23 protein-coding genes are annotated in these 22832 nt (G+C 60.4%); 13 read left to right on the top strand and 10 right to left on the bottom strand.

Annotated elements, in window-relative coordinates; genetic code table 11:
* Window positions 1-253: 253 nt before the first annotated feature.
* A complete protein-coding gene (gene tyrS / locus Q5H93_RS03605; protein ID WP_305005119.1) occupies window positions 254-1609 on the bottom strand; it encodes a tyrosine--tRNA ligase in 1356 nt (451 codons plus the stop codon).
* 198 nt (window positions 1610-1807) lie between these two features.
* Here tyrS and holA point away from each other — a divergent pair, with 198 nt between their 5' ends.
* Window positions 1808-2869, top strand: coding sequence for a DNA polymerase III subunit delta (gene holA, locus Q5H93_RS03600; RefSeq protein WP_305005118.1), 1062 nt, complete (start codon window positions 1808-1810; stop codon window positions 2867-2869).
* A 64-nt stretch (window positions 2870-2933) separates the two neighbouring features.
* On the opposite strand, the gene Q5H93_RS03595 is transcribed toward holA, so the two are convergent.
* On the bottom strand, window positions 2934-3755 hold the full coding sequence (locus Q5H93_RS03595) for a class I SAM-dependent methyltransferase (RefSeq protein WP_305005117.1): 822 nt from the start codon (window positions 3753-3755) through the stop codon (window positions 2934-2936).
* Window positions 3756-3941: 186 nt separating this feature from the next.
* Between Q5H93_RS03595 and Q5H93_RS03590 the strand changes: the two genes are divergently transcribed.
* The gene (locus Q5H93_RS03590; protein WP_305005116.1) at window positions 3942-6131 is read left to right on the top strand and encodes a catalase; all 2190 of its coding nucleotides are present in this window, start codon (window positions 3942-3944) and stop codon (window positions 6129-6131) included.
* A 469-nt stretch (window positions 6132-6600) separates the two neighbouring features.
* Here the strand turns inward: Q5H93_RS03590 and Q5H93_RS03585 are convergent, their stop codons facing one another.
* Window positions 6601-7497: a hypothetical protein gene (locus tag Q5H93_RS03585; protein WP_305005115.1), complete on the bottom strand. Its 897-nt coding sequence runs from the start codon at window positions 7495-7497 to the stop codon at window positions 6601-6603.
* Window positions 7498-7771: 274 nt separating this feature from the next.
* Between Q5H93_RS03585 and Q5H93_RS03580 the strand changes: the two genes are divergently transcribed.
* The 3 genes from Q5H93_RS03580 to Q5H93_RS03570 all read left to right on the top strand — a co-directional run bounded on the left by Q5H93_RS03580 (window position 7772) and on the right by Q5H93_RS03570 (window position 10129).
* A complete protein-coding gene (locus Q5H93_RS03580; RefSeq protein ID WP_305005114.1) occupies window positions 7772-8458 on the top strand; it encodes a hypothetical protein in 687 nt (228 codons plus the stop codon).
* 101 nt (window positions 8459-8559) lie between these two features.
* Window positions 8560-9309, top strand: a complete 750-nt coding sequence (locus Q5H93_RS03575) for a hypothetical protein (protein WP_305005113.1) — start codon at window positions 8560-8562, stop codon at window positions 9307-9309.
* A complete protein-coding gene (locus Q5H93_RS03570) occupies window positions 9299-10129 on the top strand; it encodes a hypothetical protein (RefSeq protein ID WP_305005112.1) in 831 nt (276 codons plus the stop codon). Before Q5H93_RS03575 ends, Q5H93_RS03570 begins: the two co-directional genes overlap by 11 nt.
* Before the next feature lie 50 nt (window positions 10130-10179).
* Here the strand turns inward: Q5H93_RS03570 and Q5H93_RS03565 are convergent, their stop codons facing one another.
* From Q5H93_RS03565 to Q5H93_RS03555, 3 genes are all read right to left on the bottom strand, one after another.
* Entirely contained in the window at window positions 10180-10293 is a 114-nt protein-coding gene (locus Q5H93_RS03565; protein WP_369810976.1) for a hypothetical protein, read from the bottom strand.
* 23 nt (window positions 10294-10316) lie between these two features.
* Window positions 10317-10655 carry a helix-turn-helix domain-containing protein gene (locus tag Q5H93_RS03560; protein WP_305005111.1) on the bottom strand — a complete coding sequence of 113 codons (339 nt, stop codon included), beginning with the start codon at window positions 10653-10655 and terminating at the stop codon, window positions 10317-10319.
* Between the two features lie 446 nt (window positions 10656-11101).
* Window positions 11102-13450 (bottom strand): GH92 family glycosyl hydrolase, encoded by a 2349-nt coding sequence (locus Q5H93_RS03555; RefSeq protein ID WP_305005110.1) that lies wholly within the window; start codon window positions 13448-13450, stop codon window positions 11102-11104.
* A gap of 79 nt (window positions 13451-13529) precedes the next feature.
* On the opposite strand from Q5H93_RS03555, the gene Q5H93_RS03550 reads away from it, so the two are divergent.
* From Q5H93_RS03550 to Q5H93_RS03540, 3 genes are read left to right on the top strand one after another with little or no spacing between them, the layout of a single operon-like run.
* Window positions 13530-13769, top strand: a complete 240-nt coding sequence (locus Q5H93_RS03550; protein ID WP_305005109.1) for a helix-turn-helix domain-containing protein — start codon at window positions 13530-13532, stop codon at window positions 13767-13769.
* Window positions 13753-13989 (top strand): hypothetical protein, encoded by a 237-nt coding sequence (locus tag Q5H93_RS03545; RefSeq protein WP_305005108.1) that lies wholly within the window; start codon window positions 13753-13755, stop codon window positions 13987-13989. Before Q5H93_RS03550 ends, Q5H93_RS03545 begins: the two co-directional genes overlap by 17 nt.
* Window positions 13990-14011: 22 nt before the next feature.
* Window positions 14012-14296: a hypothetical protein gene (locus tag Q5H93_RS03540; protein WP_305005107.1), complete on the top strand. Its 285-nt coding sequence runs from the start codon at window positions 14012-14014 to the stop codon at window positions 14294-14296.
* A 10-nt stretch (window positions 14297-14306) separates the two neighbouring features.
* Here Q5H93_RS03540 and Q5H93_RS03535 read toward each other — a convergent pair whose 3' ends face one another.
* The 4 genes from Q5H93_RS03535 to Q5H93_RS03520 all read right to left on the bottom strand — a co-directional run bounded on the left by Q5H93_RS03535 (window position 14307) and on the right by Q5H93_RS03520 (window position 19036).
* Window positions 14307-14864: a DNA adenine methylase gene (locus Q5H93_RS03535; RefSeq protein ID WP_305005307.1), complete on the bottom strand. Its 558-nt coding sequence runs from the start codon at window positions 14862-14864 to the stop codon at window positions 14307-14309.
* Entirely contained in the window at window positions 14825-15238 is a 414-nt protein-coding gene (locus Q5H93_RS03530; protein WP_305005106.1) for a DNA adenine methylase, read from the bottom strand. The genes Q5H93_RS03535 and Q5H93_RS03530 overlap by 40 nt, the downstream gene beginning before the upstream one ends.
* Window positions 15239-15338: 100 nt before the next feature.
* On the bottom strand, window positions 15339-16478 hold the full coding sequence (locus Q5H93_RS03525) for a PepSY-associated TM helix domain-containing protein (protein ID WP_305005105.1): 1140 nt from the start codon (window positions 16476-16478) through the stop codon (window positions 15339-15341).
* Between the two features lie 92 nt (window positions 16479-16570).
* A complete protein-coding gene (locus Q5H93_RS03520) occupies window positions 16571-19036 on the bottom strand; it encodes a TonB-dependent receptor (protein WP_305005104.1) in 2466 nt (821 codons plus the stop codon).
* Window positions 19037-19192: 156 nt separating this feature from the next.
* Between Q5H93_RS03520 and mtgA the strand changes: the two genes are divergently transcribed.
* From mtgA to Q5H93_RS03495, 5 genes are all read left to right on the top strand, one after another.
* Entirely contained in the window at window positions 19193-19927 is a 735-nt protein-coding gene (gene mtgA / locus Q5H93_RS03515) for a monofunctional biosynthetic peptidoglycan transglycosylase (protein ID WP_305005103.1), read from the top strand.
* Between the two features lie 123 nt (window positions 19928-20050).
* Window positions 20051-20536: a YybH family protein gene (locus tag Q5H93_RS03510; protein ID WP_305005102.1), complete on the top strand. Its 486-nt coding sequence runs from the start codon at window positions 20051-20053 to the stop codon at window positions 20534-20536.
* A 74-nt stretch (window positions 20537-20610) separates the two neighbouring features.
* Window positions 20611-21408, top strand: a complete 798-nt coding sequence (locus Q5H93_RS03505; protein ID WP_305005101.1) for a HipA family kinase — start codon at window positions 20611-20613, stop codon at window positions 21406-21408.
* Window positions 21386-21772 (top strand): DUF3037 domain-containing protein, encoded by a 387-nt coding sequence (locus tag Q5H93_RS03500; RefSeq protein ID WP_305005100.1) that lies wholly within the window; start codon window positions 21386-21388, stop codon window positions 21770-21772. The genes Q5H93_RS03505 and Q5H93_RS03500 overlap by 23 nt, the downstream gene beginning before the upstream one ends.
* A 173-nt stretch (window positions 21773-21945) precedes the next feature.
* Complete coding sequence (locus Q5H93_RS03495; protein WP_305005099.1) at window positions 21946-22656, top strand: hypothetical protein; 711 nt, start codon at window positions 21946-21948, stop codon at window positions 22654-22656.
* Window positions 22657-22832 lie beyond the last annotated feature (176 nt).

Below are 22832 nucleotides of genomic sequence, written 5' to 3'. Positions count from 1 at the left end.
CCGCTCCGGCTAAGAAGGCTCCCGCCAAGAAGTAATTTGTCTGAACCACGGATTCCAGCGGATTTTTCGGATTTCGCGGATTTTGTGGACGGATGCAAAAAGGCCCCGCTACTGGCGGGGCCTTTTTTGGTTTTCTAACGCGTCTATTTGAAACTGTCATGCTGACGAAGGAAGCATCTTCTCACGCCGAAACGAGGCGGTAAACCCAGTCTGGCGTGAGAGGATGCTTCCTTCGTCAGCATGACAGACGATTTTACACCAACTCGACCAAGAAGTAGTTCTTCTTGCCTTTCTGCACCACCAGATACTTGCCGTGGAGCGGTTCCAACTCGGCCACGGCTGCATCGGGCGCGGCCACTTTCTGGCGGTTGATGCTGATACCGTTGGATTGAATAAGCTTGCGGGCCTCGCCTTTGGAAGGCAGAATTTCCTTGCCTGTCAGCTCGCTGAGCAAGGTCATGGCGTCGGCATTAGCCATATCGGTGCGGGGCACCTGCAGGCGGGGCACGCCGGCAAATACATCTAATAGTGTAGCTTCATCGAGCGAAGCGAGGTCGCCGCCGCCGAAGAGGACTTGCGAGGCGGCGAGGGCCGCTTCGGTAGCGGCCGCGCCGTGCACGCGGGTGGTGACGTCGGCGGCCAAGGCTTTTTGCAGGGTGCGCAGGTGAGGAGCGGCGGCGTGTTCGGCTTCGATGGCTTCGATTTCGGCCTGGCTCAGCAGCGAGAAGACGCGGATAAGGCGCGGCGCGTCTGCATCGGCCGAGTTGAGGAAGAACTGGTAGAACTGGTAGGGCGAGGTCATGGTGGCGTCGAGCCACACGGTGCCGGTTTCCGACTTGCCGTACTTGGTGCCGTCGGCCTTGGTGATGAGCTGGCCGGTGAGGGCGTAGGCTTTGGCGTCGGTGCCCGCGGCGTTGGCCACGCGGCGGATGAGCTCGGTGCCGGTGGTGATGTTGCCCCACTGGTCGGAGGCGCCCATTTGCAGGGTGCAGCCCAGGGTCTTGTTGAGGTGCACGAAGTCGTAGCCCTGCAGCAATTGGTAGCTAAACTCGGTGTAGCTGATGCCGCTGCTGTCGGCATCCTCGCCGCCGCCGATGCGGCGCTTCACCGAATCCTTGGCCATCATGTAGTTTACGGTGAGGTGCTTGCCCACCTCGCGCAGGAAGCCCAGGAAGCTGAACTCCTTGAACCAGTCGTAGTTGTTGACCACCAGCGCGCCGGTGGGGCCTTCGGCGAAGTCGAGGAATTTTTCGAGCTGGGCGCGGATGCCGGCCTGGTTGCGGCGCAGGGTTTCCTCGTCGAGCAGGTTGCGCTCGGCCGATTTGCCGCTGGGGTCGCCAATCATGCCGGTGGCGCCGCCCACCAGGGCCACGGGGCGGTGGCCGGCGCGCTGCAGGTGCACCAGCAGCATGATGGTGGCCAGGTTGCCGATGTGTAGCGAGGCGGCGGTGGGGTCGAAGCCGATGTAGCCGCTCACGGGGGCGTTTTTCAGCAGGTGCTCGTCGGTGCCGGGCATCATGTCGTGAAACATGCCGCGCCAGCGGAGTTCATCTATCAGGGAATGCGGGACTTGGCTAACGCCTTCCTGCGGTTGGGTACTTGAAGACATGGACTGATGGAAAAGACTTCGCCGAAAAGTGCCGGGGCGTAAGTCGGTGCAAAGGTAGGGCCGGCGGCGGGCAAGCCTTATTTTTGCCGGTGATGCCTGGGTGTAGAGACGCAAAATAGTGCGTCTCGTCGTTGCGCCGCATGGCCGATTTCGTTCAACGACGAGACGCACTATTTTGCGTCTCTACAGCTAATTACTTTGACCCTCGACGCCGACGCTTTACTTAAGGAACTGCAGCAAGGTAAGTTCCACCCCGTGTACGTGCTGCAGGGGGAGGAGCCCTATTACATCGACGTGGTGGCCGAGCGCATCGAGCAAACGGCCCTGCCCGAGCACGACTGCAGCTTCAACCAGGTGGTGCTTTACGGCAAGGACGTAGACACGACGGCCATTCTTGGCCAGGCCAAGCAGTTTCCGATGATGAGCGAGCGGCGCGTGGTGATTGTGAAGGAGGCGCAGGCGGTGGCCGATTTGGAAAGCGAAAAGGTGTGGCCCTTCCTAGAAGCGTACCTGAAGAACCCGCTGCCGAGCACGGTGCTGGTGCTGTGCTACAAGCACAAAACCCTGGACTCGCGCAAGAAGCTGGGCAAGCTGCTGAGCGGCAAAGACGCCCCCGGCGCCGTGCTGATGACCAGCAAAAAGCTCTACGACAGTCAGGTGCCTCAGTGGCTGACGGCCAACGTGCGCCAGCGCGGCCTGCAAATCAGTGGCCAAGCCGTGGCGCTGTTGGCCGAGTACATCGGGGCCGACCTGGGCCGGCTGGCCAATGAGGTGGACAAGCTGGCGCTGAACCTGAAGCCCAACCAGGCCATCGACGAAGAGCTGGTGCAGCGGCTGGTGGGCATCAGCAAGGATTACAACATCTTTGAGTTGCAAAAGGCGCTGGTGCAGCGTGACGTGCTCAAGGCCAACCGCATTCTGGGGTACTTCGCAGCCAATCCGAAGGCGAATCCGCTGATTCCGAATCTGACGCTGCTGTTTGGGTTTTTTACCAAGCTGCTGGTGCTGCACCAGGCGGGGCCGAACCTGAACGATGGCGTGTTTAAGAGCCTGGGGATTATGAATTCCTTTGCCCAGAAGGACTACCAGCAGGCGCTGAAGGTGTATCCGCTGGCGCGGGTGGTGGATATTATTCACGAAATCCGGCGGGCCGATGCGCAGAGCAAGGGCATTGGCAGCGGCTCGATGGACGACGGTGAAATTCTGCGGGAGCTGGTGTGGCTGATATTGCACCCGGTGCCGGCGGGGGTGCTGGGGTAGGTTTTCTGAGGGTGGGCTGAACGCCGGTACTGTCATGCTTCACTGCGTTCAGCATGACAGAAACCTACTTACGCGGCTCCTTCTCTACGATGAAATTCAGGCCGAAGAAGAAGTTTTCCTTGAGGAAGGAGTTGGTGCGCCAGAGCTTGTTTTCGCGGGCCAGCACCTGGGGGGTTTGGCCGGGCTTGAAGAAGAAGGGGGGGAATAGGCGGATATACTGCACCTCGGCGTCGGGGATGTAGAGCTGCTGCTGGGCGAGCTCGCGGCGCCAGGTGGCGAGGTTGCGGATGTTTTCGTTGCCGAGCAGGATGTCTTTCTTCAGTTGCTCGTCGTAGATGGTGATGATGCGCTTGTTGCCGCGGCGCAGGTAGAGCTTGAAGGTCTGGACGACGTTGCCGCCGTTTTCTTCCACCAGGATGAGGGTGCCGCCGGGGCGCAGGCTTTCGCGGAAGATGCGCAGGGCGTCCTGCAGGGGCTCGAGGTGGTGGAGGGTGTCCTGGATGATGACGTGGTCGTAGGACGCCGGGGGCGGGGGCGAGTCGAAGAGGTTTTCGTAGCTGTAGGTGAAGCCCACCACGTCGCCGAACTGCGACCAGTACGCCATGCGCTTGGCAATGTGCTCGTAGTAGAATTCGAGGGTGGTGCCATGCACTTTGTAGCCGTTGAGGGCCAGAAAAATGGCGGTGGTGCCGTAGCCGCAGCCGCAGTCCCAGATGGCGGCTTCCTTATTCGGCAAATGGTCGAGGATGTAGTGCAGGCGCTGCACAACGTAGGCCTTGCGAAACTCGAAGCTGCCGGGGTCGGCCAGAAACTTATAGTAGCTGGTGAGCTCCGGGCTCTGGCGGAGCTCGTCGAGAAACAGCTCAAAGAATTCACTAACGGTCATAAGAAGCAGACGCGGCGGGGCCGGAATAAAATAGCCGGAAGGTTGGGTGAAGGGCAAAGGTAGGGCGGCGCCCGACGATGGACAAGTCGGGCCGGTGGGCGGGCGCGGGTGGGGCCTATTACCAAGCTCGGCCGGAACCCCGGCGGGGAAAGCCCGTTGAGACAAGTCAACGCATTCTTTCCTGCTATGAAAAAACCTGTTGCCAAGCAAACCCACGAGGACGTGGCGCGCACGGCCAAAACCAATGAGCTGGCCCCCAACCGCGAGGACAGCTACGGCCAGTTTCTGACCACCAACCAGGGCCTGCGCATCAGCGACGACCAGAACTCGCTCAAGGCCGGCGAGCGCGGGCCGACGCTGCTCGAGGACTTCCACTTCCGGGAGAAGATGACGCACTTCGACCACGAGCGCATTCCGGAGCGGGTGGTGCATGCGCGCGGGGCGGCGGCGCACGGGGTGTTTGAGGCCTACGGCAATGCCACGGAGCTGACCAAGGCCGGCTTTTTGCAGCCGGGGGTGACGACGCCGGTGTTTCTGCGCTTCTCGACGGTGGCGGGCTCGAAGGGCTCGTCGGATTTGGCGCGCGACGTGCGCGGGTTTGCGGTGAAGTTTTATACCGAGGAGGGCGTGTTTGACCTCGTGGGCAATAACATTCCGGTGTTTTTCATTCAGGATGCGCTCAAGTTTCCGGACTTCGTGCACGCCGTGAAGCCGGAGCCGCACAACGAGATTCCGCAGGCGGCCTCGGCGCACGACACGTTTTACGACTTCATCTCCATCAACCCCGAAACCATGCACATGCTGCTGTGGGTGATGAGCGACCGGGCCCTGCCGCGCAGCTACCGCATGATGGAGGGCTTCGGGGTACACACGTTCCGCTTCGTGAACGCCGAAGGGAAGTGGCGCTTCGTGAAGTTTCACTGGAAGCCGCTGCTGGGCACGCATTCGGTGGCCTGGGAGGAAGCGCAGCAGATTTCGGGCAAAGACCCCGACTTTCACCGCCGCGACCTGTGGAACTCGATTGAGATGGGGGCTTACCCGGAGTGGGAGCTGGGCGTGCAGGTGGTGGAGGAAGAGGACGAGCATTCGTTCGACTTCGACTTGCTCGATTCGACCAAGCTCATCCCGGAGGAGCTGGTGCCGGTGCAGGCCATCGGTAAGATGACGCTGACGCGCAACCCCGACAACTATTTCGCCGAGACGGAGCAGGTGGCTTACCACCTGGGGCACGTGGTGCCGGGCATTGATTTTTCGAACGACCCGCTGCTGCAGGGGCGGCTGTTTTCGTACACCGACACGCAGCTTAAGCGCCTGGGCGGGCCGAATTTCCACGAGATTCCCATCAACCGCTCCATCGCGCCGGTGCATAATGGGCAGCGCGACGGCCACATGCGCCAGACGATTAATAAGGGGCAGGTGAGCTACGGGCCGAACCTGCTCAACGACAACTTCCCGCAACAGGCCAAGGCGAGCGAGGGCGGCTACAGCACGGTGCCCGAGCCGGTGGCGGCCTTCAAGGTGCGCAAGCGGAGCAAGAGCTTTATTGATTTTTACTCGCAGGCGCGGCTGTTCTGGAACAGCCAGACGGAGATTGAGAAGCTGCACATCGTGAAGGCGCTGCGCTTCGAGCTGAGCCACGTGCAGAAGGACTTGCCGCGCGAGCGCACGCTGGTGCAGCTGGCGCAGGTAGCGCCGGAGCTGGCCGAGCGCGTGGCGGCCGGGCTGGGCGTGGCGGTGCCCAGCGCCGAGGGCTTGCAGCTGAACCTGGCCGTGCCGGCTGATGCCAATCCGGCCGACTACCAGTCGGCCCCGGCCACCGGGCAGGAGGGCAGTTCGCCGGCCCTAAGCATGGCCCCGGACAGCCCGATTAACGCGGGCAAGGCCAGCATCAAGACCCGCCACGTGGCCGTGCTGGCGACGGACGGGGCCGACGTGCCGGCCATCGCCGAGCTGGTGCGCACGCTGATGGACCAGGGGGCGCAGGCCCAGATTGTGGCCACGCACCTGGGCAGCATTAAGGGCGAGGGCGGCCAGAGTTTGCTGGTGAACCACACCTTCCAGAGTACCTCTTCGGCGCTGTTTGACGCGGTGTACGTGGCCAGCGGCGCGGCCAGCGTGACGGCCCTGACGCAGGAGCCCGACGCGGTGCGTTTCGTGCACGAGGCGTTCCGGCACTGCAAGCCCATCGGGGCCTCGGAGGCGGGCGTGGCGCTGCTGAAAGCGGCAGCCTACGCCGGGGCGGAGGATATTCTGAGCGCGCCGGGCGTGGTGGTGAGCGAGAGCACGAAAGTGGGCAGCCTGGCCCCGGCCTTTATCGAGGCGATGAAGCAACACCGCTTCTGGCAGCGCGAGCTGGCGGCGACGCGGAACCCGTAAGGTTTAGGGTTGAATGGATTGAACGGCCCCCGTCAGCTTGCTGGCGGGGGCCGTTTGCGTGGGGCCGGGAGGTGTTTGGGCAGGGTCGTGGGGTGTTGGGGGACGGTCGAATGGTGTTTAAGGTCCGCCAAGTCCGGTTTTGCTTTAGCCAAATGCCGTTTGGGCAGGGTCGAATGGTGTTTTGCCTTAGCCAAATGCCGTTTTAGCAGCGTCGAATGGTGTTTGGGAATAGCCAAGGGGTGTTTGGGGACCGCCAAGTGCCGTTTGGGCAAGGTCAAGGGGTGTTTGGGAATAGCGGAATGGTGTTTAGGGTGCGCCAAGTGCCGTTTAGGGAGGAAGAACAGCGTTTCAGCTATGCCAAATGCCGTTTGGGGAGGGAGAATAGCGTTTCGGCTATGCCAAGTGCCGTTTGGGAAATGGGACTAGCGGGGGGAGCTATGCCAAGGCCCGGTGCTTCGCGGGTGTTGGTTTAATAAAAGGTATACGCATGGTACACGGTGAATTCGGGATACGTCCCTTCGGCGGTTAAGGAGCTAAGCACGACGAAGTGCTCGCTGCGGCACAGGCCCTTTCGCCAGCGCACCGTGCGCCGGTACAGGTCGCCTTCGGTGGTGGCGCCGCCGCCCCCGGAAACCCAGGAGCTGTGACACGTTTCGGTGTAGTTCTGGCTGCGGCCTTCGTAGCGGCGGCGATAGGTAACCGAGCCGCCGCGGCTGGTGCCCAGGTGGGCCGTCAGGCGTCGCTGGGCCAGGTCCAGCTCGGCGGTGCAGCCCACGTAGTCGTGCGCGGAGTATCGTTGGGCGCGGTGGAAAGCAGCTTTTTGCTCGCTTGGGGTGTAAGACCACGCCCAGAAAAGCCCGGGGCCGTCGCGGAGGGTATCGGCCTGGCCGGGGGTGGCGCCGGGCAGCTGGTGGGCCTGGTGGCCGGTGCCGAGCAGGGGCTCGGTAAGGGGGATGCTGCCGCTGATACGCCAGTTGCGGGAGGGGATATTAGGCCCGAAGTAGTGCTCCACCTCGCTCCGCAGGGAATCGCCGCGTAGCTGCGTGCGGTAGAAGCGCTGGGTTTGCAGGAGCGGTTGCAGGTTGCCCTGCGCATCGGCGGATAAGGTGTAGGCTTTGCTGGTATCGAGCCGGCCCTGCTGGTCGTAGTGCAGCTCCTCCAGCCGCAGCCGCTTGCCGGCCACCACTACGTAGGTGATGGCGCGTTGTAGCTGCTGCTTACCCGCCGGCAGGTACAGTGCCGGCGGAGTAAGCAGCAGGCGGGAGGACCAGGTACTACTGGGATTGAAGGAGTAGGGCTGGGCGAAGCTAATGCGCGGGAAGCTGAGCAGGAGGGCAACTAACGAAGCAAGTAGAATGGAGCGCATGCAAACGGGAGCGGGGATATGAAAGACGGATGCTGCCCGCCGCCCGATTGCACACTGCGTGCGCTCACGAGGTAAATAACTCGCCGGGTTTACTGCTTGCCGGGCTTCAATTGCGGCGAGCGGGACCTCAATAGGGTTTTGGGATACTCGGATAGGGTTTTTAGTTGGAACTGCGGTATTGTGCTTTTCAAAATAACCTGTACCTTGGCAGCCCCAAGCAAGGGCTTTGGGCGCGGGCGGGGCGTTTTCCGTCAGTTACTTACCATAGATTAGCATGGACAAGTTTAAAGAAGACCAGCTGGTGATGTGCGGGCGGGTGGTGGACTACGTAACCGAAAACGCCGACTCCATCGCCGCGAGCGAAATCGCGGCCGAACAGGCGGCCGAAGTGACGAAAATCTACACCAAGATTTCGGGGGCGCGGGGCGGCACCGCCAAGCGCACCAAGAAGCTGACCGAGGCCGCCGAAACGGCCCACACCACGCTGCTCGACCTGCTGCCGGCCCTGCTGGGGCCCTTGGGCCGGGTGGCCACCCGCCTGGGCGACGACGACCTGCGGGCGGCGGTGACGCTCTCGGGCAAGCAGCTGCGGAAGCTGCGGCCGCTGGCGTTTATCGGGGTAGTAGGCGCGGTGCTGGGCAGCGCCGCCCGCGCCGACGTGGCCCCCGAGCTGGCCAAGCAGGGCCTCAGCGCCGCGGCCCTGAAGCCGCTGGTGAAGGCCCACGAGAACTTCCGCACGGCCCAGCCCGCCACCCGCAAAACGATTGACGAGCGGGTGCTCTCCGGCGCGGCCCTCGAAGACCTGCTCGGCGAGCTGATGGACGAGCTGCGCGAGCTGGACGAGGATATGAAGGCGTTTAAGCTGATTGACCGGCCGATTTATGATGGGTACGTACAGATGCGGAAGATTATTGACTCGGGGGGTGGGAAAGGGAAGGGAGAGGTGACGCCGGGGGCGTAAATTTTAGTAGCTTTGGAAACGGAGCCGCCCGCTTCCGATTAGGAAGCAGGCGGCTTCATTTTAGTGCCAAGTCTTTTGTAGTAATTCAATTGTGGTTTTTTATGGCTTCCTGGTACGAATCTGAATTTATTTCAAAAGGAATTTGGCTTGCTATAAGTGGTGTGCTTGGCTATGTATCAAAGTCAGTTGTTACGCATGTGAAAAAAATTGACCCAGTCAAAAAAATGTGGAATTTGAAAGATGTGAAAAAGCTTACTATTTGCATGTCTGCTTCGCATCGTGTCAACACAGGACAGCATATAAAGGCAACAACAGGAGTTGGTCAAGTGAAAGCCTTTGGGTACATTATAGAAAGCATAGGTTCTGCCTATGATATTACCTGCCAAAATGTTTTTTTATCAGATGAGGATTTTAAAGCTAGAATGGGTGATGACTTGATATTACTAGGGGGAAAAAAACATAATGAAAAAACACGAAAATTCTTGGAGAAAATTGACAAGCTCGGCGTTGTGAGTTGTGATAGTGATGACGAGATATCATGGAAAGTAGAAGGTAGTGAACGTGTTTATATTGGGGAGACAACAGGTGAGAAAGTGGTCAAGGATTATGGGTTGATTATAAGAATGAAAAACCCGTATTCCTCTTTTGACGCCAGTCCGGCATCAGTTTGTTTGTTTGCCGGATGCCATACTTATGGTACCATCGCCGCTGCAAAATACTTTACAGAGGAGTATATTAAACAACATAGCTTGCTCTCGAAAATACATCAGAGTGTTTTCATCATTGTTGAATGCGATGTTGAAGAGGAAAATCCAATTAACATAAAAGTCGTTGCAAAGCATGAGTTTTAAGATTGTTGAATCTTTCTTAATGGGTAAGCACAATAATTCTTTGTTGTGTGAGGATGCTATTTATTATGATGCAAATTTTGCTGCCGTGATAGATGGTGCCACAAGTAAAACTGATTTTAAGTTTGATGGTAAAAGTTCTGGCAGAGTTGCTAGTGAACTTGTCTGTGAAGCAATTAAGACGTTAGATTGTAAATCTGATGTGATTTCTGCAATAGAGCTGATAACGAAAAAAATATTCGACTTTTATAAAAACAATAAACTGGTCGGTCATATGAAAGCTAATAAAGCAGATAGGTTTTCTGCTTGTGCAGCCATTTATAGTCAATACCGAAGAGAGGTATGGGTGATAGGGGATTGTCAATGTTTTGTTAACGGTGAGGTTTATAAAGCCGATAAGAAAATCGACAATATATTATCAGAGGTTAGGGCGTTGTATTTGAAAAGTGAGATTATGAGTGGGAGACCTATAGAAGATTTGGTAGTTGATGATGCAGGACGAGAGTATATTTTGCCTTTGTTACTGAAGCAAACAATATTTCAGAATGCTAGTGGCGCGAGTGAATATAACTACACCGTATTTGATGGATTTAAAATTGATGTTAAAAATGTGAGTGTGATAAAAGTTATAATGAGTGATGTGGTTTTGGCTACTGACGGATATCCACAATTGCAGAAAACACTAAAGTCTTCTGAAAAGTATCTGAAGACTATTTTGAGAAAAGACCCTTTATGTATCACTTCTTATAAGGCAACGAAGGGACGAGTTTTAGGGAATGTTTCATATGATGATAGAGCCTTTGTTAAAATAAAGGTTGTTTGAATGTGATTCAAGCTTGTTGCGTATAGTTTTTGAATTGCAGTATTTTGTGCTCAGAGCTTTGGCCGCGCCCCCATCACAAACTCCAGCGTGCCGCCCTTTACCACCTCGGCCTGGGCCAGCAGCGGCTGCGCCAGCGGCTGCCCGTTGAGGCTGACGCGCTGCACGTAGACGTTTTTGGGGCTTTGGTTTAAGCTTGCGGTACTGCTGGCTGCAATAAGATTTTCACCTCCATATTCAGCGCTTTGAAGACGCGGCGCAGGGTGTCAATGGTCACATTGGAGGCGTTGCGTTCCAGCTTGCTGATTTGGGACTTTTGTACGCCGAGGCGCTGGCCGAGCTCGTCCTGGGTGAGGTGGTTGCGCAGGCGGTACTCGCGGATAGACTGGGGCAGGAGCTCCAGGGCTATGCGGGCTTCGTACTCGTTGCGGTCGGGGGTGCCGGGCGCGCCGAAGAGCTCGTCTTCGACGTCGTTGAAGGCGACGAGCTGGAGCGGGGAGTCTTTATAGAAAGTTGAGTTAGCCTTCATGATGGGAAGTTAACGTGTAAAATGGCAAAACATTGGTTTCTGCAACCTATTGCCAGCAACTCTACGTTACAGGGAGCAGCTTCTGTATTGCATTTTCATACATTGTAGTACATTTGCAGCGTCAGCAAAAAATAAGGGGCCGAACCTTCCGGCCCGACCCCTTACCAAACTACCGCTGGAGCAGGTAAGTGAACAGCAACAGGCCGATGGCCTTCGCTGCCCCACTTGCAAACCCCAACAGAACAGCCTTACCGACTGCCCAGAGTAGTTTTTGCACACGCTTATCTTTCATTTCGGGAAGAAGATTAGGTGTTCGACCACCTGCTTCTTTGAAACCCTGGCTGCTCCAACAGCCGGGGTTTCGTCTTTTTAGAGACTAGCCGAGGTGAGGTGGAGTAACCGTGCGTTGCGGCAAAGGTAGGGCGGAGGGCCGCCCGGCGCAACGCTTACTTCCGTGCCGGTTTGGCCCCCATCACAAACTCCAGCGTGCCGCCCTTCACCACCTCACTCTGGGCCAGCAGCGGCTGCGTCAGCGGCTGGCCGTTGAGGCTGACGCGCTGCACGTAGACGTTTTTGGGGCTTTGGTTTTTGACGCGGATGATGAACTCCTTACCGTTGTCGAGGTGGAGGACGGCGCCGTGGACGAGGGGGCTGCCGAGGGCGTACTGGCCCGAGGCGGGGGCGACAGGGTAGAAACCCAGGGCCGAGAAGAGGTACCAGGCGCTCATCTGGCCGCAGTCGTCGTTGCCGCCGAGGCCATCGGGGCTGGGGTGGTACTGGCAGGCGAGGATGTTGCGCACCTGGGCCTGGGTTTTGTGGGGCTGGCCGGCGTAGTTGTAGAGGTAGGCCACGTGGTGGGCGGGCTCGTTGCCGTGCACGTAGCCGCCGATGATGCCCTCGCGGGTGATGTCCTCGGTTTCGGCGAAGAAGCGGTCGGGCAGGGGCATGGTGAAGAGCGAATCGAGGTGGGGCACGAAGCGGGCGGGGCCGCCGAGGCGGGCGATGAGGCCGGCGGGGTCGTGCGGCACGAAGAGGCTGTAGTTCCAGGCGTTGCCTTCGATGAAGCCCTGGCCGTTGGTGCTGAGCACGTCGAACTTGGGGCGGAACGGGCCGGGGGCCTGGCCGGTGGCGGCGGGGGCGGCGCGGGGGCGCATGAAGCCGATGCGGGCGTCGAAGACGTTTTGCCAGTTGGTGGCGCGGGCCTGGAATTCGGTCGACACTGGGCCGCCGTCGTACACGGCTTCGCCGATATAATAGGCGAGCCGCTCAATGCACCAGTCGTCGTAGGCAAATTCGAGAGTGGTGGAAACCGAGGTGCCGCTGCGGGCATCGGGCACGTAGCCGTGGTCGATATAGTCGCCGAGGCCGTCGTACCAGCGGTGGCGGGCGGTGGTGACGCAGGCGTGCAGGGCCCGCCAGGCCTGGTCGCGGGGGATGGCGCCGTTGATGACGGCATCGGCTATTACCGACACGCTGTGGTAGCCGCTCATGCACCAGTTTTCGTTGGCGTGGTGGCTCCAGACGGGCAGCATGTGCTCGGCGCTCTGGTCGAAGTGGGCCAGCATGGAGTTGACCATGTCGGCGTTGCGGCGGGGCTGGGTGAGGTTAAGCCAGGGGTGCAGGGCGCGGTAGGTGTCCCAGAGCGAGAAGGTGGTGTAGTTGGTGAAGCCCTCGGCGCGGTGGGTTTGCTGGTCGAGGCCGCGGTACTGCCCGTCCACATCCTGGTAGATGGTGGGGCCGAGGCTGGCGTGGTAGAGGGCGGTATAGAAGTTTTCCTTGTCGGCGCGCACGGGCGTCTGGATGGTCACGCGGGCCAGCTCCTGCTGCCAGAGCTGCTGGGCCTGCTGCTTCGTCGCGTTGAAGTTCCAGCCGGGCAGCTCGGCCTGCATATTGGCCAGGGCGCCGGCGCTGCTCACGGGCGAGAGGGCGAATTTGATTAGTATCTTTTCGCTTGGGGCAGTGTCGAAATCGAAGTGCAGGCGCAGCTGGCGGCCGGCCTGTTCGGGCCAGTTGCGGGTTTGGTCGAAGCGGCCCCAGAAGCCCCGGTAGGTTTGTTTGGGGTCGAACTTCTTCGCGCCGTAGCTTTTAAAGCGCTTCGAAAACTGCATGGCGAAGTACACTGTTCGGGTGCGGCCCCAGCCGGTGGTCTGGCGGTAGCCGGTCACGGTGGAGTCGTTTTCGATGCGGGCGTAGCTCCACACGTTTTTGTCGGGGTAGTTGTAGATGCCGGCCATCATGTCCAGAATGATGTGCGCGGGCTCCCGGTCCGGAAACGTATACTGGTGCAGCCCCACGCGGGTAGTGGCGGTGAGCTCGGCCAGGATGCGGTGGTCGTCGAGCAATATCTTATAATAACCGGGCTCGGCCACTTCGTTTTTGTGCGAATACGCGGAACGGAAGCCGCCCTGGGGCCGGTCGGCGGTGCCGGGGTTGAGCTGCAGCGGGCCGGTGGTGGGCATGAGGAGGAAGTCGCCCAAATCGGAGTGCCCGGTGCCGCTGAAGTGGGTGTGGCTGAAGCCGACGATGGTTTTATCGTCGTAGTTATAGCCCGCGCAATACTTGTAAATGTCGGGGTTGTATTTGCCGTTGAGCTCGTAGCTAAGCGTATCGGTATCGGGTGAGAGCTGCACCATGCCGAAGGGCACCGTGGCGCCGGGGTAGGTGTGGCCCATCTTTTGGGTGCCCACCAGCGGGTGGGCATATTGCAGGAGGTTTTCCGGGGCCGGGGTGGCTTTTTGGGCGGGAGCGAGGAGCGGCAGGGCCAGCAGGAGGGGCAGGAGCAGGGGGAGCTTCATGGGGGCAAGTTAGGGCGGGCGCCCGAAAATGCTACTTATTGTCGGTTGTGCTGCCGACAATAAGTAGCGTGTTTTGGGGGTGCGGGAACAACAACTCAAAGCATTCGGGCAAGCCGTGCGCCACTGGCGGACCGGGCAGCGACTATCGCAGGAAGAACTGGCCAGTCGTTGTGGTTTTCATCGCACCTACATCGGCCAGATTGAGCGGGGCGAGCGGAATCCTTCGCTGCTGAATATCCTGACCTTATGCCGGACGCTGGGGGTTTCGTTGCCGAACTTCTTCACTCACTACGAAACGACCATTGGCACGTCCGTTTAATACCGCCGGCGGCGGCGCTAATACCAACCGCAACGGGCTGGAGTTCGAGCGCAGCACCGAGCTACGCGATGCTTTCGCGGAACACGAGCGTTACAAGCTGCGCGGTGATACCGTCATTGATACCTTGACAGATTTGGCCGTCGGCACCTTGTTTGAGAAGAACAAGCTGTATAAAAATCTGCTGGCGGCGCACGGGGTCGACTATAAGCAGCTGGTATAAGCAGCTGGTCAGCAAAAAGCTATTGCCCGATGGAGCGGTGCTGGTCGGTGGCGTGCTGTACGTCATTGAGAAAAAATACCAGGCGGGCGCTGGCTCCGTCGATGAAAAGCTTCAAACCTGTCATTTCAAAAAACGGCAGTATGAGCGGCTGGTGGCGCCATTAAAACTACGGATAGAGTTTTATTATCTGCTCAATGACTGGTTTCGAAAACCCGAATATCGGGACGTGCTGGAATACATTGAAGAAGTGGGCTGCCGCTACTTCTTCAAAGAAATTCCCCTGGCCGAACCAGGCTTAGGCTTATAATAATTGGCAGCTACACCAGCAGTGCCGCCGGCTCGGTAGCGTAATTGCTGATAAGCAGCTCGCTGAGTTTGCCCCGTCCTTCTGCTTTGGAATTGATACTCCGCTTGGCCTGAACACGGCGGATGGTAAAACCGGCGTACAAGTCATCAAAGTAAGTATCGGTAGTGTCCTCGTTGTGCAAGTCAGAGTTGCTGAGCAGCCACGGCGACTGTTGAAAATCTAACGTCCGACACATCGCCGCCAGCCGCTGCTGTGCTGCATCATCGAAGGTTTCGGTGGCGTAAGCGTTAAAAGCGGCGGTTTTGCTGAGGGGTTTGTACGGCGGGTCGAAGTAGAAGAAGCTGCGGTCAGGTACCTGTGACAACACCTCGGCGAAATCTCCCTGTAGAATCGTGACGCGGGCCAGCAACTGGCTATCCGCCAAAATGGTGTGGGGGTGGCAAATGACTGGCTGATTGTAACGGCCGAATGGGACATTGAAATGGCCCTTGCTATTAACGCGGTACAGACCGTTGAAACAGGTCCGGTTCAGGAAGAATAGCACGGCCGTGTTGCGTACATCGGCCAGCGGGCGGGTGTTGAACTCAGCCCGGAGCTCCTCAAAAAAAGGCGGCGGTCGGCTTCAGTAGCGAGGCAGTAATAGGCTTCCTGCAGAGCCATGAGGGCCGTAATCAATTCCTGGGGCCGTTGTTGCACTACCCGGTAGGCGGTAGTTAAATCGGGGTTGATATCGTTGATGATGGCCCGCTGAATGTTCGGATAGGCCTGAAGCAGCCAGAATAACACCGCGCCCCCGCCAATGAAAGGCTCAACGTATGTCACATTGCGCAGGTGCCGGAAGTTCGATGGGAGGGCTGCCTCAATGGCGGGAATCAACTGTCGTTTGCCGCCTGCCCACTTCAGAAAAGGTTTTGCGCCCTGCGTTTCTCCAAACAAATCCATGCTGCGAAGATACAACGTCTACCAACAGTGATTCCTAAAAAACGCGTGCCAGCAGCAAGAGTTGCTGGCTCGTCAGGGCAAGGTGAAACGTCTGGAAAATTCAGGCCGCCACCGCCCGCGCCTTTTGCTTCTTCGGCTTCTTGTGCCGCCGCCCCCACCACAGCACGGTGCCCGTGACGGGCAGACTGGCCGCAATCAAACTCCCCAGAAAGGCCACGATTTTGCCACCTAGGCCCAGAATCTGGCCCGTGTGCAGGTCGTAGTTCATGTCGGAAAGCCGGGTGCCGGCGCTTTTGGTATCGTGGAAAAGCGCCTGCAGCAGCTGGCCCGACTGCGGGTGGAAGGCGTATTCGTCGCGGTGATAGTAGTGCAGGGCCTTGCCATACACCCAGCAGTAGGCCGGGGCCTTGCCGTCGCCGGCGGGGCCTATGAGCACCATCTCGGCCCGGGGCGAGCGTTGGCGCACGGTGCGGTAGATGAGGTCGGGCAGGGGTTGGGCGGCGCGGGGCACGGTTTGCAGGGTGTCGATTTTGGCGTCCAGCTTTTCCTGCGGGTAGCTGCGGCCGCCGTTGGCCACCAGCATGACGGCGTCGAGCATTTTCGGATAAATCATGAACAAGCCGGTGAGGGCCAGCAGCAGCGCAATGCTGGCTGCGTAGAAGCCCAGTACGTTATGCAAATCGTAGTTGATGCGCCGCCAGCGGGCGCCCCACTTGATGGTGAAGCGCTGCTTGCGCTCCTGCTGACGCTTGGGCCACCACAGCACCAGCCCTGTCAGCAGCATCACCACGAAGATGATGACGCTGCCGCCCACCACCCAGCCGGCCACCGGCTCGGGCAGCAGCAGCGTCATGTGGATGGCCTGCACGATGCTGAAAAAGTGGCGCTGCAGGTTCTGCTCGTTCAGAATCTGACCCGTGTAGGGATTCAGTGATACCATAATGGGCCGCTGGGCCGAATCGGTGAAAAACACCGTGGCGGCGCGCTCGGGGCCGAAGTAGGTGGTCCAGGTAGTCGAAGCTGGCACGCCGGGGTGCTTCGCCAAGGCAATACTTTGCAGGCGCGAGGGCAGCAGCATGGGCGCCGTCTGGGCTTCCACCTTGCGGCCGGGCTCCACCACGTCGCGGATTTCATCCTGAAAGACGAAGATGGCGCCCGTGAGGCTGATGATGAACACCACCAGCCCCGAGGCCAGGCCCAGCCAGAGATGCAACTTGCCGACGGCTTGTTTGAAGGTCATGGGCTTACAGGGGGAAGTAGCGCGGACTTTGGCTTCGCCGACCACAACCGAAGGTCGGCGAAGCCAAAGTCCGCGCTACAAATTACTCAAGATTAAAACTTATACGCCACCGAGCCCACGATGCTGCGCAGCTTCTGCGCGTTGAAGGTGGTGTAGCCAATCCAATACTTCTGGTCGGTGAGGTTGTCTACTTTCACGGCGAAGCGGTAGTGCTCCAGGTCGTAGAAGGCGCTGGCGTTAAGCACCGTGTAGCTGGGCAGGGTGAATACGCCCGCCGAGGCGCTGTTGAGGATGTCGTTGTCGCTGGCGTAGTTGCCGCCCACACCTAGGCCCAGGCCTTTAAGGGCGCCGGCCGGCAGGCGGTAGCTCACCCAGGCATTGGCCAGGTAGGGCGAGGAGGCGGTGTTGGGCCGGCGGCCGTTCACGTCGTCGCTGGTGTTCACGAACTTCGAGTAGTTGTAGGCGAAGCCGCCCACGATGTTCAGGCCGGGCACGGGGTTGGCCGTCAGGTTTAGCTCGGTGCCGCGGCTCCACTGCGTGCCGTCCTGCACGGCAATGCCCAGCCCGGTGCCGGGGTCGGTGCCCAGGTTGCGCACAATGTTGTTTACCCGGATGTCGTAGTAGCTCACCGTGGCGCTTACCCGGCCGGCGGCCGCGTCGAGCTTCACGCCGGTTTCAAACTGGTTGGCGCGCTCGGGCTTGCTCACCCGCGACGTGCCGGCGGGGTCGATGAACGTGGCGTTCTGGTTGGTAAAGCTGTTCTGGTAGTTGGCAAACAGCGCCACGCGGTCCTTCACCGGCTGGTACACCAGGCCAAATTTGGGCGACACGGCCGTCTGCTCGTAGGCTTCTATCGGCGAGTACAGCAGGCCGCCCTTGTTGTCGTAGCGGTCGATGCGCACGGCGGCCAGCACGTTGAGGTTGTCGGTGAGGTTGAGCACATCCGACACAAAGGCGCTGTAGGTGTTGATTTTGGTGGTAACCAGGTAGTGCGACTGCGGCGTGGCGGCGTAGGCGGCATTCACGGCCGCGCCGTTGAAGGTGCGGTAGTCGTAGCCCGGCACGTTGAGCGGCACCTGGTCGATGATGCCGCCGAAGAAGTCAATATCCGAGTCGATGCGCAGGAAGTCGAGGCCCAGCACCACGCGGTTGCGCAGGCTGCCCAGCCGGAAGTCGCCGTTGAAGAGCTGCTGCACTTCGTAGGTCTGGCGAATGCTGTTCTGCGTCGACTGGTCGGCCCGCAGCAGGCGGCTCACGCCGGGCGCGGTGGCGGTGGTATCGAGGGCAATATCGGAGGCCAGGTAGAAGTAGGGCCCTTTGCCTTCGGAGTAGCTGCGGCTCGAGCTGAGGTAGGTAGTCGAGGTAAAGCTGGGCGAAATGCGGTAGCGCACCTGCCCGAAGAGGTTGGTGCTGCGCGAGTCCTGCGTCAGGCCCGGGCCGTGGTACGACTGCCGGTAATCGAGCGGCGCCTGGTCGGCCCGCGAGAAGCCGAAGTTCTTCACCTGGTCGAGGTAATACAGGTAGATAATCTGCTTACCCACGTTGGTGCCGCGGTATATCTCGGCGTCGAGGTTGATGGTCAGCTTGTCGTTGGGCTGAAACTGCAGGCTGGGCGCAATAGCTACGTTTTTCGCAAAGCCGGCGTAGCCCGCATTCTGGAAGCTGTCCTCGTAGTTGTAAGCGCCGTTGAGGCGGAACGCCAGCGTTTTAGAGGCGTTGAGCGGCGTGTTCACGTCGAGGCTGGCGCGGTGGAAGCCGTAGCTGCCAGCCGACAAGGCCGCTTCGCCGCCAAATTTCTCGTAGGGCTTCTTAGTCACGCGGTTGAGCAGGCCGCCGTACGACGTCAGGGCCGAGCCGTAGAGCGTGGCCGAAGGGCCTTTGATGACTTCGAGCTTCTCCAGGTTGGCCGCGTCGGTGGTGCTCGTAACGGCGCCCACTACGCCGTTGCGCAGCTGGCTGGCCACCACAAATCCCCGCGAGGCGTAGAACGAGCCGCCATCGCCGCTGCGGCCGGTGGGCTCCCACATTTTCTGCAGGCCCGGGGCGTTGCGCGTGGCATCGTCCACCGAAAACACCAACTGCTCGGTCAGCAATTCCTTGCCCACGGTGGCGTATACCTGCGAGTTTTCCAGGTTGCGGAGCGGCATCTTGCCCACGTCTTCCGAGGTGCGGCGCACAAACTTGTTGGGCCGGTCGCCGGCCACGGTCACCTCGTCGAGTTCGCTGGCGCTTTCCCGTAAGCCAAAGTTCTGGGTGGTGGTTTCACCCTGGGCCACGCGCACGCGGTGCTCCTGGGTGGCGTAGCCCACCAGCCGCACCGTGAGGGTGTGGGTGCCGGCCGGCACGTTGTCGAGCTGGAAGTTACCGTTGGCGTCCGTACTGGTGCCGGTAGTGGTGCCAGCCAGCATCACCGAGGCGCCGGCGGCGGGCTGGTCGGCGCCCAGCAGCACGCGGCCGCGCAGGCTGCCGGTGCTGGTTTGGGCGTGCGCGCCGCTGGCCAGCAGCACGAAGCAGGAAGTAGCAAGGAGTTTAGTCGACCGGGTAATAATGTGGTCCATCAGGCAGGAAAAAGTGTTTTGATGGCGCAAAGGTACACTACAACCGGGCTTATTTAGACGAATTATAAATTGATTTTCTCCCGGCCGGTCGGTGGGTCGTCGCCGTGAGCGGGTTAATTTTACGGCCCAATGGCTGTTTCTACTTCCGCTTTCCCCGTGGCCCACTACCTCCGGCTGGGTGGCAAAATCCTGCTTCAGGTGCTGGCGGTGCTGTTTTTGCTATCGGTGGCCTGGGTGCTGGTCTACCGTTGGGTAGCCCCGCCCGCCACCTGGATAATGCTGGAGCGCCGCGCCCATCCGCCCGTGGGCAAGGGCTACTACGGCATCCAGGAGGCGCCGCGCCACATCAGCTACGACTTCCGCACCCTCGACGAAGTGGCGCCCGCCGTGCCCCTGGCCCTGGTAGCGGCCGAAGACCAGCGCTTCCTGCTGCACCACGGCTTCGACGTGGATGCGATGGTCAGCGCCGCCAAGCACAACTGGAACGGCGACGGCAAGCACATCGTGGGCGGCAGCACCATCTCGCAGCAGGTGGCCAAAAACGTCTTTCTCTGGCACGGTCGCAGCTACGTGCGCAAGGCCGCCGAAGCCTACTTCACGGTGCTTATCGAGCTGCTCTGGGACAAGCGCCGCATCATGGAAATGTACCTCAGCGTGGCCGAGATGGGCGACTGCACCTTCGGGGTGGAGGCGGCCAGTCGGCGCTATTTCAATAAGCCCGCTAGCGAGTTATCAAAAGAAGAAGCCGCGCTGCTGGCCGGCGTGCTGCCCAATCCGCTGCGCTTCCGGGCCTCCGACCCGGGGCCGCAGGCGCGGGCCAAGCAGCGGCGGGTGCTGCGCAACATGCGCCAGTTGGGGCCGGCATTTGTGCAGGCATTGCAGGATGAGTAGCGTTGAGCGCGGAACTGTCATGCTGACGAAGGAAGCATCCTCTCGCGCCATCACGATTTCGTTCGAGCGCGAGAGGATGCTTCCTTCGTCAGCATGACAGACGTAATATTGTCTGATAATTGTATGCCGAACGTCAAAAAATACAAAATAAGCTGGTTGCGCTGCTTCGGGGCACTCACCATAACGCTGTTCCTTGCGGCCTGCACCAGCACCCGCCCGCCCAGCGCCGCCGATACCGTTGCAGCCAAACGCGCTATCGTAGAAGTACTAACGGTGCAGGCCGCCGCCTGGAACCGCGGCGATTTGCCCGGCTACATGCAGGGCTACTGGCAGTCCGACTCGCTGGTCTTCATCGGCAAAAAAGGCCTGACCTACGGCTGGCAGCCCACGCTGGCCAACTACCAGAAAAGCTACCCCGATAAAGCTGCGATGGGCCAGCTCGACTTCTCCGGCCTGCGCGTGACGCTGCTCGGGGCTGAGGCGGCGCAGGTGGTGGGGCGTTGGCACCTGGCCCGCACCGGTGGGCTGACTGATTTGCAGGGGCATTATCTGTTGGTGCTGCGCAAAGTGCGGGGGCAGTGGGTGATTGTGGCCGACCATTCGAGCTAGTAGCGCGGACTTTGCAGTCCGCGATGAATAACGTTCAGACTCGCGGACTACAAAGTCCGCGCTACTTTTGCCCCATGCCAACCCCCAACTTCTCCCTGCGCACCGTGGACGTGACGCGCTACGTGACGCCCTTGCGCGAGGGTGGCTCGCTGCCCGCGCTGGTCGAGGCCGACGACGGCTTTCTCTACGTGGTGAAATTCCGCGGAGCGGGGCAGGGCGTGAAGGCTCTCATCGCCGAGCTCATCGTGGGCGAGCTGGCCCGCGCGCTGGGCTTGCGCATGCCCGAGCTGGTGTTCATCAACCTCGACGAAGCCTTCGGCCGCAGCGAGCCCGACGAGGAAATTCAGGACCTGTTGCGCGCCAGCACCGGCCAGAACCTAGCTTTGCACTACCTCAGCGGCGCCATTACCTTCGACCCCCTCACGACGCAGGTAACGCCGGAGGAGGCCTCGCTCATCGTGTGGCTGGATGCGCTGACGCTGAACGTGGACCGCACCGCCCGCAACACCAATATGCTGATGTGGCACAAGGAGCTGTGGCTCATCGACCACGGGGCGGCGCTGTATGTGCACCACGCCGGGCCGGAGTGGGCCACGCCGCGCCCGCGCCCCTTTCTGCAGATAAAAGACCACGTGCTGCTGCCCCGCGCCACCGAGCTGCCGGCCGCCGACGCTCAGGGCCACGCCCGCCTCACACCCGAAGTCATCCGCGCCATCGTGGCGCTGGTGCCCGAGGCCTGGCTGCTCGAAGCCGCGCCCGACTCTACCGCTGAAGCTCAGCGCCAGGCCTACGCCGGCTTTATCAAAGCCCGGCTGGCGGCATCCGAAACCTTTGTTCAGGAAATTGAAAATGCCCGTCAAGCACGTTTTTGAGTACGCCGTGCTGCGGGTCGTGCCGCGGGTCGAGCGTGAGGAATTCCTCAACGTGGGCGTGGTGGTGTACTGCCGGGGGCTCAACTTCCTGCAGGTGCGCTACCAGCTGCCCGCCGAGCGGCTGCGCGCCTTCGCGGGCGAGAATTTTGACTTGGAAGAAGTGCTAGAGCGCCTGCGGGCCTTCGAGCGCATCTGCCGGGGCCGGGCCGAGGGCGGGCCCATCGGGCAGTTGGGCCTGGCCGAGCGGTTTCGCTGGCTCACGGCCACGCGCAGCACGGTGCTGCAGTGCTCGGCCGTGCACCCGGGGCTGTGCGAGGATGGCGAGCTGCTGCTGGCGCGGCTGTTTGCGCAGCTGGTGGCGTAGGGGCGGGGGCATTCGGAGTTTGGAGTAGAACCCTTCGTGAAACTCTACGACCAGGTGCGCCTGCGCCCTTAACCGCGGCCGCCTCCGTGCTCATGGCTCTGCCCGGGTAAGCGGCGTTATCTTGCGCCCGTCGCCTGCTACATCCCAGGCGCTGCGCTGTGATGGCCCGCGAAATGATATTCCTTCTCCTGGACGTAGATGACCGGGTTTTCGAGTTGTTCACGACGACGGAGACCTTGTCGGATACCAAGCGCAACCGCAAGGCGCTGGCCAAAATACCCCACCCGGAGTGGATTCCGGCCGCGCTCCGGCAGTATGACAAGGAAGTAGGCGTGCGGCGGCTGGGCTGGAAAACACCCGACGATGGCTCGGGCCGGCCCGCCTGCCGGGGCCGCTACGACTTTCCCCCGCTCGAAGACATCTACGGTGATTGGGAGGGGGCCGCTTACTTCGACATGCCCGACGAGCCGGGCCTGGAACCGGAAAATCCGCGGCTGCGGGACTTCAAAATCGTGGATATCTTCGTGGGCGAAGCAGGGGTGGGCCTGTACCACGACGCGGCCCAGGACCCGGGCCTCTATTACCTGGAGTTTGGCAACGGCGACGAGCCCTACCCCCTGCACGTCGACTTTGCCGGTTATCTGCAATTGCTGCGTCACACGATGGGCTACCTCTACTGGCCCAAAGTGGTACTCTCGCTGCTGCCCAACGATGGGCGGAATCCGGCCTACCGGACAAGCGTGGACCGTCCGGAGAAATTCCGCCGCGACATGACGGCCTGGGTGCCGGAATTCGATTACGACGCGTTTGTGGCCTGTTATCACGCGGTAAAACTCCAGAACTACACGCCCTCCTCCGAAAGCGAAGGCACCACGACCACGTAGCTCAGGAGCTGGTGAAGCCGCGCCGGCCGCTGTTGCGGGCCGCCCGCCGGCTGGAGCCCCGAAACCCAGGCCTACGCGGCGGCGGCGCAGTAATTCGTGCCCGCCTTCAACCTGCAGGCGCTGGCGGCCTGCTACGACGGGCGCGGCTGCCGGGGCTAAGCAGCAGCTTGCTTGCC

The organism is Hymenobacter aranciens (assembly GCF_030580865.1).
Classification (GTDB): Bacteria; Bacteroidota; Bacteroidia; order Cytophagales; family Hymenobacteraceae; genus Hymenobacter; species Hymenobacter aranciens.
Note: the sequence above shows the minus strand (reverse complement) of the source record. Positions and strands in the feature narration are given on the sequence as shown.